General features: G+C 50.3%; 9 protein-coding genes. 6 read left to right on the forward strand and 3 right to left on the reverse strand.

Annotated elements, in window-relative coordinates:
• The first annotated feature begins 37 nt into the window (after positions 1-37).
• From K331_RS0109510 to K331_RS0109520, 3 genes are all read left to right on the forward strand, one after another.
• Positions 38-721 (forward strand): amino acid ABC transporter permease, encoded by a 684-nt coding sequence (locus K331_RS0109510; protein WP_028590120.1) that lies wholly within the window; start codon positions 38-40, stop codon positions 719-721.
• A complete protein-coding gene (locus K331_RS29215; RefSeq protein WP_036634509.1) occupies positions 718-1497 on the forward strand; it encodes an amino acid ABC transporter ATP-binding protein in 780 nt (259 codons plus the stop codon). Before K331_RS0109510 ends, K331_RS29215 begins: the two co-directional genes overlap by 4 nt.
• Before the next feature lie 349 nt (positions 1498-1846).
• Positions 1847-2734: an AraC family transcriptional regulator gene (locus K331_RS0109520; RefSeq protein ID WP_028590121.1), complete on the forward strand. Its 888-nt coding sequence runs from the start codon at positions 1847-1849 to the stop codon at positions 2732-2734.
• Positions 2735-2786: 52 nt separating this feature from the next.
• Here K331_RS0109520 and lpdD read toward each other — a convergent pair whose 3' ends face one another.
• From lpdD to K331_RS0109535, 3 genes are all read right to left on the reverse strand, one after another.
• The gene (lpdD, locus tag K331_RS0109525) at positions 2787-3134 is read right to left on the reverse strand and encodes a prenylated flavin chaperone LpdD (RefSeq protein WP_028590122.1); all 348 of its coding nucleotides are present in this window, start codon (positions 3132-3134) and stop codon (positions 2787-2789) included.
• 294 nt (positions 3135-3428) lie between these two features.
• Positions 3429-4745: an AAA family ATPase gene (locus tag K331_RS0109530; RefSeq protein WP_051289752.1), complete on the reverse strand. Its 1317-nt coding sequence runs from the start codon at positions 4743-4745 to the stop codon at positions 3429-3431.
• Positions 4746-4844: 99 nt separating this feature from the next.
• The gene (locus tag K331_RS0109535) at positions 4845-6302 is read right to left on the reverse strand and encodes an RtcB family protein (protein WP_028590124.1); all 1458 of its coding nucleotides are present in this window, start codon (positions 6300-6302) and stop codon (positions 4845-4847) included.
• 591 nt (positions 6303-6893) lie between these two features.
• Between K331_RS0109535 and K331_RS0109540 the strand changes: the two genes are divergently transcribed.
• From K331_RS0109540 to K331_RS0109550, 3 genes are all read left to right on the forward strand, one after another.
• Complete coding sequence (locus K331_RS0109540) at positions 6894-7832, forward strand: aldo/keto reductase (RefSeq protein WP_028590125.1); 939 nt, start codon at positions 6894-6896, stop codon at positions 7830-7832.
• Positions 7833-8825: 993 nt separating this feature from the next.
• Positions 8826-14111 (forward strand): S8 family serine peptidase, encoded by a 5286-nt coding sequence (locus K331_RS29220; protein ID WP_226383570.1) that lies wholly within the window; start codon positions 8826-8828, stop codon positions 14109-14111.
• 272 nt (positions 14112-14383) lie between these two features.
• Entirely contained in the window at positions 14384-14902 is a 519-nt protein-coding gene (locus K331_RS0109550; protein WP_028590126.1) for a GyrI-like domain-containing protein, read from the forward strand.
• The last annotated feature ends 76 nt before the right edge of the window (positions 14903-14978 follow it).

A 14978-nucleotide genomic window follows, 5' to 3' on the forward strand; every position in this document is an offset into this window, starting at 1 on the left:
TATAAAGATGAATATTATTCAAAGGATGTCATGAAAGATGGACAATCGCGATATTCAAATTCTAATGGATTCCTTCTGGCCCCTGCTAAAAGCAGGGGTTGCTTTTACACTGCCACTCGCTGTATTATCCTTTGCATTTGGCTTAGTACTGGCGCTGATGACGGCACTTGCTCGTCTATCGGGCGTAAGAGCTCTCATAGCAGTCGCTCGATTTTATGTATGGATCATTCGCGGTACACCGCTCTTGGTGCAGCTTTATATTATTTTCTACGGTTTGCCAACGGTGGGTATCGTACTGGACCCATTCATTGCGGCACTGATCGGCTTTAGCCTAAGTGTGGGAGCGTACAATTCGGAGGTTATCCGTGCGGCGATCCAGTCCGTGCATCATGGTCAATGGGAGGCAGCAGAGTCACTTGGGATGACCCGAACGCAGGCGCTGCGACGTATTATTTTGCCACAGGCCGCACGGGTGTCGGTTCCTCCGCTTGGGAACTCCTTTATCAGTCTCGTGAAGGATACATCGCTGGCAGCAGGTATCGCTTATCTGGAGATGTTCCGTGTATCCCAGCAGATCGCTGCGACCACTTATGAGGCGTTACTGGTCTATTCAGAAGCAGCCGTTATTTATTTATTGTTCAGTACAGTACTGTCGGCACTTCAGAACTATGTTGAGAAGCGTGTAGGTCGCCATACCATCCGGGTGGGAGGAACTTCATGATTACCATTCATAATTTGCACAAATCCTTCGGCTCACTGGAGGTCCTAAAGGGAGTAGATCTTTCCCTGGAGAAAGGCAAGGTACTTGTCATCATTGGCCCTTCGGGCTCCGGCAAGACGACGTTGCTGCGCTGCTTCAATCTGTTGGAAATGCCCGACCAGGGAACGTTAGAGCTAGGTGGGTTATCTCTACATTTTGAACGAGGCTCGAAGGTAAGCAAGAAGGATATGCTCGCGCTTCGCAAGAAATCAGGCATGGTATTTCAATCCTATAACTTGTTCCCGCATATGACGGTGCTGCAAAATGTAATGGAGGCGCAGGTTACGGTACAGAAGAAGGGCAAGGAGGAGGCACGTAAGCGTGCCCTTGGGCTGCTAGAGAAGGTAGGACTGTCGGATAAGGCCGACGTGTACCCACACCAGCTCTCTGGCGGACAGCAGCAACGGATCGGTATTGCCCGGGCAATGGCCGTAGACCCCAAGGTGCTCCTGTTCGATGAGCCAACCTCTGCGCTTGATCCAGAATTGGTAGGCGAGGTGCTCAAAGTCATGAAGGAGCTCGTTGCTGAGGGACGGACGATGGTTATCGTAACGCATGAGATGAAGTTCGCTGCGGATGTGGCTGATCACGTAATCTTCATGGATGGTGGTGTCATTGTGGAGCAAGGACCGCCTGCTCAAGTGCTGAGAAACCCTGTCAGTCCAAGAGCTGTTCAGTTCCTGGGCAGGCTGCGTGGGGAAGAAGCTGTTGAGAGTGCTTTGTCAGATGGAAAGTAAGGTCCGTAAATCCAGTACGGCTATATTGCCAGTAGTACCTGTAATTAGATGACGGTAGACTAACTTTCTCGGTTAGCTTCTTCATTCTAGTGACAGGTTTTTTTGCGTTGTATTTACGATGCTGCACGGGACATGCATTTGAGCACAATAAATCAAAACTTGCAAATTCATACCTAGTAGAATGGAGGGGAATAGAGAGAGTAGAGGGAATAAAAGGAGTAGGGCTGTGAAGGGGAGAAAGAACAAGTAAGAACAAGTAAGAACAAGTAAGAACAAGTAAGAACAAGTAAGAACAAGTAAGAACAAGTAAGTAAGAGTATACCGGTTGTTGATTAAGGAGGAGTCAGATATGGAGTATTATCGTCTTATGCAAAAGGCAGTGGTATTCATGGAGGAGCACTTGAAGGAGGATTTGAGGGTGAAGGAAATAGCCGCAACAACAGGCTTTTCTCCCTTTCATTTTCAACGATTATTTCAGGCCATTACCGGGTTCTCTATTCAGGAATACATACGAAAGCGCCGAATGACAATAGCTGCTGGAGAGCTGGTACATACCGAGCGTGGGATATTGAGTATTGCGCTTGAGGTGCAGTATCAATCCCAGGAGGCTTTTACCCGTGCATTCGAGCAGTACTGGGGGATTACTCCAGGACAATTCCGCCGCAAACAGGACCCATGGAACGGACGAGGGCAGCAGCCTATTGATTTCCTGAATTATCGAACACATACGAAGGAGGACATAGCTATGAACAAGCCAGTCATACGTGAGCTGGACGCAATCCCGATCCTGGGCGTCGAATACCGAACAACGCTGCTGGAGGAGCAATACTATCGAGATATCCCTGATTTCTATCGACAATTCGGCGAGGAAGGCCACTTTATGCGCATACCGGAGAAAGCAGCCCCTGATTTCAGCTATGGTATTGCGTGTCATTTTGAAGATGAAGGGACCTTCTCCTTCGTAGTTGGAGAACAGACTCGGCAGTTGCTGCCTGCACCGGACGACGGGAACTGGATCAGTATGGAGCTCCCAGCTGGCTTGTATGCCGAATTTACGGTAGATGGACCGGCAGCCATGGCTCAGGACATTCGAAGATATATTTATGGAGTATGGCTACCGAATTCGAACTACTCCAGAAGAGAAGGACCCGATTTCGAGATTACAGATGTACGGCAATCGCGTTTCCCGGATCGTATGCGTATGAAGATCTGTCTTCCCGTGCAGGCATGCGATTAATATACGTGTACATTCCAGTATGCGCTGTGGAGCATTGGTGATGACTGTGTAGCTAGGAGGACTGCTTCAGGAACTGGATGAGCTCGTCCCCAAGCTGGATGCCCAGCTCCGTTAGCTGTGTGATCTCTTCCTTCGTAATCTGCTCCAGATGGGCACCGCAGCAGATGGCAAAATTCCCGCGGAACTGCCTTCGCAGACGCACAGCAATCTCCTCCGTAATATAAAATTCCTTGTGCGTCTGCAGCTGAACGGTACGAATCGGCTCCAGACGTGCACCTGCTGTAATCGTGCCCAGATGAGGGCGATCCCCACCACTGATGCATACGACGATATCCTCTCCCATGTGGATGGCATCCAATGTCAGATGGATTCTTCCCATGGAACGTTCTAGGTGTATCATGTGAACTCTCCTTTATCCTATTTCGTTAGTTATTCTACCTTATTGCATTTAGAGACAGTGTGCTGTGATCAATACGGGTTATTATCCATACTAATTGCTAGTCCTCAGCTTTGGGTATGAGCTTGTTTCTCCACAGTCTGTCATCTATGTTATGTCATCTGTTGTACATGATACGCCAAGACCCCTCCAGCAATACAGAGGGGTCTTGGGTCGTTCTTACACGATCTCGGCCGGACTTATACCTGTTGAAATATCAACAGCTTCGAAGGATCCCTTCATCAAGCTGATTACTGCTTAAAAGAATCCCATACGATGGTCATCCGGGCGAGCCATCCAGTCTTGCTTGCGTTCCTTATCGAGCTCTCCCTTGATGCCTTGTATGATGCGCAAAAGGTCCGTCTGTCCTTGCTCATGCCATTCCAGTGCTGCCGTGACGTACAGCTCGCCAAGCTGAGCGAGTGAGAGACCGTCCGCCAGCTTGGCTGCCTTCTGAACCTCCTCGGTCGCCACGAAGGCTCCGATGCCGCGCAATTCCAAGAACTTTCTGCGCAGCTCTTCATCCGGTAAGGCCACCTCATAGGCACGATCAAAACGACCTGCCCGGTTCATCAGTCCCGGATCAATCTTCTCAGGATAGTTAGTCGTTCCGATCAGGAAGATGCCTTCCTTGGAGGTCGCTCCATCAAGCGTGTTCAGGAAGAAGGAGCGAGAATGCTGCGGCATGGAATCAATATCCTCAATGACGAGCACCATCGGCGCCAGACGCGAGGCTGCTTCAAATACCTCCTTGATGGAGCCGCTGTCGGTGTGCTCCGTGATCTGCCAATAGGCCACTGGGCCGTTCACGGTACCAGCAATGGATTTAACGAGTGTAGTCTTGCCGTTACCCGGGCGTCCGTAGAGCAGAATTCCCCGTTTGTATGGAATATTGTAGGTCCGGTAGAAGGTCCGATCCGCCTCGAAGAACTGATCCAACGAACGGAAGATTTCCTGCTTGATGGCAGGGTCCATGATGACTTCCTCGCGGCTGACCGCTCTTGTGACGGGCTCACTCTTACGATTGATTCCATGAGTTGTGTCCGTAAAGACCGTGACCCGATTCATATTCTGACGGCGTTCCCGTGCCCGGACATTACTGAGAAAATCAAGCAGCTGCTGATCTCCGATGGAGAACACGAAATCCTCTTTATAGATGCCATGCTCTCGGAAAAACGGAACCCTTGCCAATGCCACTCCCCATTCGGGATATGCGAATACATTGTTATGGATGGACAGGTGAACGCCATAATCTGGTACCTCTCCCTCGTCATCATACTTGAGGGTGCGCTCCTCAAGGCGATCATAGATGCGTGCTACATGCTCTACCTCTGGATTGTTTTTGCACACATCCTCCTCCAGCAGGCTCCAATATTCCATATTCGGATCATTACTGGCGTACAGCTCGTAGGTGACTCCGTATTTCTCAAATAGAATGGTGCTGATTCCGTCAATCAGACGGGCATAATCGGCGTAGCCAGTGATGCGTCCGTCCGTGTCACCATCGAATCGGTAGACCACTGGAGTAGAAGCTTGCTGCCCCGAACGGGAAGAAGCTCCTTTGCCTTCCTTCATACTATTTTCCCGATGCTCGTCGGCGGTCTGACATTCACTATGAGGTAATCTTGCATCTACTCTGGTATCCATAATTGTAGTCTGTTGCTTCATATATTCTTATTTGGCTCCTTTCACTGCGACCAATGGTTTGCATTTGGCGACAACACGGGCGAGTCCTGCCCCGGTCACACTGTCAATGATGTCATCTACATTTTTGTAGGCTTGTGGTGATTCGTCAATAATCGATTCCAGCGAGCGCTGGTTCACGACCACTTCATCATCCGTTCCCACTCCAAGTGCGGTAGCAAAGTCCTCGACACGTACGAGTCGTTTTGTAGCACTTCGTGATCGAGCCCGGCCAGCTCCGTGACAGATGGAGTGGAAGTTGTCTGCGCCCTCAGGCTGTCCAAGCATAATATAGGAGGACGTACCCATTGAGCCAGGTATAAGTGCAGGGTGTCCAGTCTCCAGATAAGGCTTGGGATTGGCGGGATGTCCCGCTGGAAGGGCACGCGTCGCACCTTTACGATGGACAAAGACATCACCATACTGCTCGTGCTGCTCGTTCCAGGCATAGTTGTGCATGAGGTCGTACAGCGTCTTGAATTCACATTTTGGCCCGAATACGTCCCGGAATGCCTCACGAATGGAGTAGGCAATCAGATGACGATTGACGACGGCATAGTTCAACGCAGAGTACAGCATGTCAACATAATGCTGCCCTTCCGGGTGGTCCAGCGGAATGAACTTGAGATTCGGATCAGCTGTACCGATGCCAAGACGCTGCATGGCCTTGGCAATCGCTGCTGAGCTTGTCTGGCTGACGGCGCCGCCCCAGGCGCGTGAGCCGGAATGAATCATGACGACGATCTGTCCATCGAACATGCCCCAGGCTTCAGCAATATGGCGCTGCTCCTCGGCGATCTCCAGCGCTTGCACCTCAGCAAAATGATTGCCTCCACCAAGAGTTCCGAGCTGACGGTGTGCCCGGTGCCAGGTCATATCCTGAATTGTGTTCAGCACCTCTTCATCAAAATTGAATTTGCTGGATTCCACATGGGTCAAGGAAGTGGATTTCTTGGGTGTATAGCTATCTGGAATGTACTTGTTCGGCAGGCCGTGAAGACCCTTGCGCACGATATGCTCCAATCGTATATCCGAATAGTGTCCACGTTGGTTGGCCTCCATCGGCAGGTACTTCTCGATCGTCTTCACCAGCTTGCGTCGTAGCTTAACGTCCTTGAGATCATCCCGATGCAGTGGTGTCAGATGGACACGCATGCCACAGCCAATGTCACTGCCGACGATGGAGGGAGAGACATATCCATCCGTCATATTCCATACCGCTGTTGTACCAATGCAAGTACCCACACCCACATGTACGTCCGGAGTATAGCTCATATGCGTAATGTTCGGAATTTGCAGATTGTTGTTGGCCATCTCGAATACTTTATAGTCAAGGGAGGAGAAGAGCTGCTGGCTTGCATAAACAGTCAAATCACCAGAAGGAAGCTTGACTTCGTGTCTGTAGGCCCCGCCCTCAGCCTGAAATAGATTCGGTTCATTCGTGGTCATGTCAAGGTTCGTTGCTTGATTGCATTTGTTATCTTGATTGCTATGTTTTGATGCTTGTTTGTTGGTATCCATATAGGTTGAAAATCCTCTCTATGCTTCCAGCCTCCGGCCGCAGGGCCCAGAGGCCTGCTCGTTATAATAATTAGACGCAAAAAAGCCATAGACATATTGTCTATGGCTTCTGCGCAAATCCAAGCTTCGACAGTCCGCCATTCAAGCCGAAGGCACGTCGAAGCAAGGTCACAGATACTCGAAGTCAGCCATTCCGAATCAGGTCCGGCTGCCAGCGATTATGTCGTCCGTAAGAGGCCGACTAGACAATGATGTTCAATTTGCACGTATTGTATGTCTGTTAGCAAGTGTCCTGTATGCAAATTATAGACTGCGGTCATGTTCATCGGCCTCCCTTTTCAAAAGTTAAATCTTATGTTAATGGCAATCTGTGGAAGATGTCAACCCTTTTTTGAAAAAGTCTGAAAGATAGCATGATCATCCGTAATTTGGATGCTGGTAGAGTTGGGGGTATAATAAAGTAGTGTTGATAGGTTAGTCACTGAGGATAAATCTCTAACTTGAAGGAGTGAAGTTCAGATGACAGAGAAGAAGCATCAGCTTGGAAAAAGTGGCCTGCAGGTGCTGCCGATTGGGCTTGGCGCCAACGCTGTAGGCGGTCACAATCTGTTCGAGGGCCTGCAGGACGAGACGGGCAGAGATATTGTGCGGACAGCACTCTCGCAAGGCATCGATTTTCTGGATACGGCCTATATTTATGGACCCGAGCGTTCGGAGGAGCTCATCGGTGAAGTGTTGAGGGAGCAAGGAGGACGTGATCGTGTCGTCATTGCAACCAAGGGTGGACATAAGCCCGTGAAGGGGAGCATGACGTTCGACAATTCTCCGGCGTTCCTGAGACAGTCCGTGGAGGACAGCCTGCAACGATTGCAGACGGATTATATTGACCTGTACTACATTCATTTTCCAGATGAGCATACACCGAAGGACGAAGCGGTGGGGGAGTTGAAGCGTCTGAAGGATGAGGGCAAGATTCGGGCGATTGGCGTGTCGAATTTCTCCATCGAGCAGCTACGGGAAGCGAACAAGGAGGGCCATGTGGATGTGCTTCAGTCCCATTACAATCTACTGCATCGAGATGCGGAGCATGATTTGCTGCCTTATACCCGCGAGCATGGAATCTCATTCGTGCCGTATTTTCCACTTGCGGCCGGCCTGCTAGGAGGCAAGTATAGACTTGGGGATACATTCACGGATATTCGCAAGAATAACCCTCTGTTCCAAGGGGAGGCTTTTGCACGCAATCTGGCTAAGGTGGATCAGGTTCGTACCATTGCTAAGGCCAAAGACGCAGAGGTAGCTCATGTCATATTGGCTTGGTATTTGACAGTAGAGGGTATTGATGCTCTGATTCCAGGAGCCAAGCGCCCCGATCAGGTGCTGTCGAATCTGAAGACGTTGCACGTGGAGCTGACCTCAGATGAGATTCAGCGGATTGACTCCATTTTTGCGACCTAAAGCGACCTACAGCATCCTAAATTGTTCCCTAAAAGTCTATTCAAATTAGTCCAATACAAGCCAGATGACGAATCAAGCATTCGTTTCCTGGCTTTTTTGCTGCTTGCTGTCATGCCGCAGATGACATGATGATTCTTTTTTTTCGCAAACATGCAATAGGTCTTGAATACTGGGCCTGCACTTATCTTAAAACGCAAATGAAATGAATATAAAGGATTATTTTGAAATTATTTGAATAAACCTCTTGTGCACTTCCTTGTTCGACATTATAATACTTGTAAAATTGTTAATCTATCCCAAGATATAGAAGAATTAGAATACCTACACGCCGATCTACTAGAGTTGGCAGTGTAAGATAAGATCAACCCGCATATCTGTTAGATACTCCTACCTATCCGTTCCGTCTCAATCATCTTTCACACTCATGCCTGCTTCAGCATCCCAGAATGGTTCTATTCCTGTTCACATCAACGACAATGTCAGTTATTTCTGATGAAGAGCTACTAGTGACCCCATGTTCAGCTATATCTCACGACATTAAACCTAGTAAACCTATCATAACAGTGTTATATTTTGAGGTTTACTTACTCTTCTCCAGTTATTGCGTCTTCATTGCGTCTCTATTTCAGCTCTTTTTTGGTAGTACTGCTAGGAGATTAATTTTGTCTTGCGAGAAGTGTTCAGTAGTCAATGACTGTAGGGAGGTGATGCTTTAACGACAGACAGAAGCTTGGAGCAAGAAGTTTGACCCGGTGATACGCGAGTTCAGCGTGAATGACAGATACATATACCCCTGCGTACATCCGGCGCAGCCGACGGAAAGGACACCTTTGAAGCAGCTTTAGAATCAGCATTAGAAACAGCTTGGAATCTATATGGAACCTGTATGGAATCTATATGGACTTTGTGAGGTTTACAGTAATCACTAAATATAAGGGAGTGGAGAGAGTGAACAAGTCAGCCGCCGCTTTGCGAAAGCATGTAGCACTACTAATGGTTGTCCTACTTACCGTGACATTGTATCAGCCTGCCTATGCCGGAGCATCCGACAAGATTGAGCTGAAATCTAGCTCGGCGCCCGCCGCATCCAGTCGCATTGATGCCAAGCTAAGCAAGCAATTTGATCAAGGGGAGTACGTCACTTATCTCGTCAAAATGAAGGAACAGGTAGATACACAGTCGGTTGCCCGGAATAGCCTGCAACAGGCGACCTTACAGAAATTAACGCCATCTGCGGTCAAGATGTCAGTTCGCAGCAATGTCATCAGCTCATTGCGGAATACGGCTTCGCGGACACAGTATGAGCTGGAGCAATATCTGGAGCAGGAGCTTGAAAAGGGAGAGGTCAAGGAGTATAAGAGCTACTTCATCGTCAATGCCCTTGCAATCACAAGCACCAAGGAAGTAATGGAGAATATCGCACAGCTTCCGGAGGTAGAGAAGCTACTGCCGAATGAGACGCGTTATCTCGATCGGGCTCCGCAAGCTACAGCTGCCAAGCCTGTACAGGCAGTGGATCATGCTACTCCGGCTGCATCGAAGACAGATCCGGTAGCAGTCGAGGCAGCTTCAGCAAAGACTAAGGCAGAGGCTGTGAAGGATAAGGCCTCTCAAGGTGCAGATGTTGAGCAGAAGTCAGCGAATGAACAAGGGGCAGCAGGAGCACTTGCTCCAGCCAAAGAGCCAGCGACAGATGCAGCCGTTCAGGACGGAGGCAAAAGCGCTGTAACAGACAAGCTACCTGACGGCACAGTCAAGCATGCTGTGGACCCCTCAACGCTATGGTGGAACATTAAATATGTCAATGCCCCAGAGGTATGGGAGCGTGGAATTGACGGTACCGGAATCGTCGTTGCCAACCTGGATTCCGGCGTGGACTATACACATCCTGCTCTGCGCAGCAAATGGCGCGGGATTGATGCCCAAGGCAATATCGTAAATCCTGAGCTGAGCTGGTATGACCCTCATAGCGGCTCCAGATTGCCACAGGATACGGATGGTCATGGTACACATACGATGGGTACAATGGTTGGCTCGGAACCAGACGGTACCAATTACATCGGGGTTGCCCCGGGAGCCAAATGGATGGCTGTACGAATCTTTAACCCGGAGACGACCGATGCGATTATTCTGGATGGCGGCCAGTGGCTGCTGGCTCCAGTAGACGCTGAAGGGAATCTTCATCCTGAGCTGGCCCCGGATGTCGTGAACAACTCCTGGGGAGGCGGCGCAGGTATGGATGAGTGGTTCAGACCTGTCGTCCAGGCTTGGCGTGATGCTCAGATTTTCCCTGAATTCTCGGCTGGAAACACTCGTCCGACCAACCCGGGCGGACCTGGATCGGTAGCGAATCCTGCGAACTATCCTGAATCCTTCGCTACAGGTGCAACGGATATCAATGGTAATTTAGCGAGCTTCTCCCTGCTGGGACCATCTCCGTATGGAGAGATCAAACCTGAAGTATCCGCTCCAGGTGTAAATATCCGCTCCTCTGTCCCTGGGGGCGGTTATGAGAATCAGGATTGGGATGGTACATCAATGGCTGGACCGCATACGACTGCGATTGCGGCTCTGCTGCTGCAAGCCAATCATTCACTTACGGTCGATCAATTGGAACAGATCATCATAGATACAGCCGTACCAAGAACGGATAGTCAATATCCACAGGTACCGAATAACGGCTATGGTCATGGGATTGTCAATGCCAGAGATGCTGTCAACTCTGTGCTGGAGGGAATGGGTAGTGTATCCGGTAGAGTAGTTACCGGAGGTGATGATCTGGAGGAGCCTGTGCTGGAGCATACACCACTGGAGGTTGTCTTCAAGGGGACTGATGCTCTGTTGACGGCCAAGGTGACAGATAACGTCTCGGTGCTGTCTGTCGAAGGCTTTGTAAGAGAAGCTGGCTCGTCGCATTGGCTGTACCTTCCTTTTGAACGGATTTCGGGTAATAGCACAGATGGAGTATACACAGCGTCCATACCTTCGTTCATTCTGAATGAAGGAGAGATTGAGTACTACCTTCGTGTAAATGATTATGGAAATAACAGCGTAACCAGCGAAGTGTACAAGGTGACGGTATCCAGTGGTGTGAAGCCTGGATATACGCAGGATTTTGAGACGGATCGAATCGGCTTCACTAGTGGTGGGACCGGAAATACATGGGCTTGGGGAGAGCCGGTAAGCGGGCCTGGATCAGCTTATTCGGGCAGTAAGGTATTCGCCAGCAACCTGAGCGGTACTTATGCTGCTGGAGCGAATTCCTTCCTGCTTGCACCTCCGATTGATCTGCGTGACAGTGCGAAGGGGGCTCTCGTGTCATTCCAGCACTGGTACGATTTTGAGAACAACTTTGACTATGGCAAAGTGCTTGTAGCCGCTGAGGAGAATGACTTCGCCTTCGAGCCTGTGCTGACCTTTACGGGTACTAGCGGCGACTGGCGCAAGCAGTATGTAGATTTGACGCCTTATGCGGGACAGCAGGTACAGCTGATGTTCACTCTTACCAGTGATAATACGACCCAGAAGGCTGGTTGGTATATTGACGACTTCGCTGTTGAGAGATTGGACGACATTGCACCGGGTGCGCCTCAGGATCTACGTGCGTCTGTTAATTTTACCGGTCAGGTTAGTCTGAATTGGACTGCCCCTCAGGACGAGGATGTGAAGGAATATACGGTGTTTCGGGCAACCTATGAAGCTACTAACTACGCGGCGATCGGAACGACAACAGGGCTGACCTTTAATGATGTCATTACGGTCACAGGCTCGACGTATTATACGGTTGCAGCGAAGGATTACAGTGGAAATGTAGGTGAACGGTCCAACGTTGCGGTAGTTGAGTATCGTCTGCCTGAAGTGATTTATAGTGATAATTTTGATTCCGGCTCTGACAATGGCTGGACACATGGTGGAACAAAGGATGAGTGGGAGCGCGGTGTCCCTGTAGCACCAGGTCCAGTAGAAGCGGTATCACCGCCTAATGTATGGGGTACGGATCTGGACGGGACCTACGAGAGTAGTGCCAACTTCTGGTTAGCCTCCCCAGTCATTGATTTGACTGATCGTGAGCATGCTACGTTGTCCTTCTCGCATTGGTTCGAGATAGAGGGAGGATACGATTACGGGTATGTCGAGATTTCTCGTAATGGAGGAGATACATGGTCAGAGCTGGGCAAATTCTCGCACAATACGCTCGGCAAGAAATGGACTCCTGTCGATTATAGCCTGGATGCATACACCGGAGAGGAAGTCATCGTTCGTTTCCGCCTACAGTCCGACGGTAGTGTGGTAAAGACGGGCTGGTACATTGATAATTTCCGGATCGTGGATACGGCTCTGCCAAGTGTTGCGAAGACGCGTGACATTGTGCTGGAGCTGAGCTCTGACAAAGAGAAGCAAGAGAAGAACGAGGTTCCTTACAAAATTACCATTACGGGCAAGGAAGACTTCTCCACCAAAACACCAGTGAGCACAGAATTAGACAAAGGAGAGATTGGACTGGAGAGCCTTCCAGCCAGCGCGACGGTTACAGTAGTCGAGACTGGACGCTCCGTGAAGACAGATCCGGCTACTGGCCGCTATACACTCCATCATACGGCCGGAGAATATACGCTGAAGGCAGAAGCCTACGGCTATTATCCACAGGCTCGCAAGGTCAACATTACTGATGGTACAGAGACGAGAGCTACCTTTAACCTGGAGGCTATTCCTCAAGGTACCCTTGAAGGTGTGGTGACAGATGAGCGCAGCGGTCAACCGATCGTCGGTGCCAGAGTTGTGGTGCTGGAGGATGCAACTGCTCCCGTGGTGACTACGGATCAAGCAGGTCGCTTTACACTGCAATTGCTTGAGGGTAACTATACGCTGTCCCTGGCAGCACAGGATTATTATGCTGATACGGTATCGGTTACAGTCTCGGGTAATGATACCGAGGAGGTAACCATTGCGCTGAAGCCGTTTATTGGCTTTCCGGGTGAGATTGCGTATGATGACGGTACACCAGAGAATGCACGTGCCTTCAATGCTGGAGGCAATGCCTGGGCTGTACGCATGACTCCAGCATCGGAGCATGCTCAGGTGACGGGGGCTGCCATCCGGTTCTGGAATACAGAATGGCCGCAGCCAGGTGGTACTGCCTTCCAGTATGCGGTATATGATGCTTCTGGTGAGGGTGGAGCACCGGGACGGCTGCTGGCAGGTCCATTTGATGCAACAGCCTTGCGGAATGACGAATGGACACGCTTGGAGCTTGAAGAGCCCGTAACGGTAGAGGGCGACTTCTACATTGTCTACATTCAGACACCAGCAGGGACGGCAGCTCCGGGTCTGGCGACAGACGAGAGTAGCCCGAATGCACTCCGCAGCTGGCAGCGTGCCAGCGGAACGTGGAGTCTCTCACCTGTTGAGGAAGGCAACTACATGATACGTGCGCTCGTACGCTACCCGGTCAATGCGCCGGTCATCGTAACTCCAACTGCGGATACTTATACAGCTGAGGAGACATTGACGGTCACGGGTACATCTCCTGCCGATGGAGCTGAGCTGCAGCTCTTCAACGGTGAGGAATTGGTCGGCACTACGACAGTTGAGAACCAGCAATTCAGTCTGCCAATTACGCTGCAAGCGGGTGACAATGCTCTGAGCGTGCAGGCTCTGGTAGACGGCAAGCTTACGGATCGTTCCGCACCAGTGCATGTCATTCTGGATCAAGCAGTACCAGTGCTGGAGGTCACGGCACCTGTGGACGGTACACGTACGAATGCTGGGGATCTGCGGGTGACGGGTAAAGTCCAGGACACCTACCTGCACACCTTGACGATTAACGGCGCAGAGGTACAGGTGGAAGAGGACGGAAGCTTCAGTCATCGCTTGCTGATTGAAGAAGGGCAGAATCAGATTACCATTACAGCAAGGGATCTGGCTGGCAACGAGACTAGCATTACCCGTACAGTCCATCTGGAGCAAGCCCTGCCAGAGATTCGCAATGTGACGCCGACAGAGGATGTGCGGATTACACCGGGGGAAGCCCTGCGTGTGACGTTTGATAGTGATCCGGGACTGCAGGCCTCGTTCCGGATTGAGGTCCCGCTGGTTTCCAGCAGCGCACGGAATGAAATCTCATTCTTCGAGGCTGCTCCAGGACGGTATGAAGCCTACTACAATACGCCGAATACACTTCGTCTCTCGGGTGGTGTTATCGTCATTCGGATACGTGATGCAGCCGGAAATGAAGCTGAAATTGAGACGCCAGGCAAGCTGTATGTTAATCCGATCTGAACTAGGATACAGTCAATGACTCAGTCTTCTCAGGTTGTCATTCAAGAGTGGTATGCAGGATGATGCCTGATGAGCGTGCCTGTAGGTGAAGGGCAACTCTTGAACCGAATAACATATCAATGTTGTAGACTGACGTCGGTATTTATCCGCCGTCAGTCTGTTTTTATGTACACCATGTAGTTCTTTGATTTTTGGGATCTGGACGGCAATTGGGCACAGTTGATTTCATTTCCGAAGTAATGAACATGACATTTGGATAGGGGGAGATTCAGTTGATCACAAGCCAAGATGTAGAGATCAAGAAGCTGGATGGCTTCAAGGCGGCTGTACTGACCGTGGAGGCACCCTTCGCCAAGCTGGGGCATGAGGTTCGTAGACAGTGGAAGCGTATTGAGGCCATGCTACCTGACGAACACTCCCTGCGCCTCGATGCAGAGATCGGATATGTATTTTCTCCGCAGTGGAACACGGACGAGGGCGACGGTACGATGAAAATTAAGGTGGGTGTCAAGGTGTCTCATGATGCTCCCCTCCCGGAACCTGCAGAGCTTCTGGAGGTACCCACCCGTGAGTATGTAATCCTTCGGTTCGAGGGAGACCGTGAGCGCCTGAACACGATCTATCAGGATTTATTCGCCTGGATTGACGGCAGTGGCTATAAGGCTATATCGGAAGAGGGAGTATACTGGATTGAGGCGAATCGATTGCAGCCTGTAAATCCTTTCGAAATTGCACCAGAGGAAATAGATAGCTTTGACTATGATATCTGCATTGCTGTTGAGCCTGCTTGACCGTTGTTGATACCATGCTAATTGCAAGACCAAAAAGGATGACCCGAAGTCGTACAAGCGGGGCATCCTTTTGTTG

Origin of the sequence: Paenibacillus massiliensis subsp. panacisoli DSM 21345, assembly GCF_000426545.1 — a bacterium.
GTDB classification, from domain to species: Bacteria; Bacillota; Bacilli; order Paenibacillales; family Paenibacillaceae; genus Paenibacillus; species Paenibacillus panacisoli.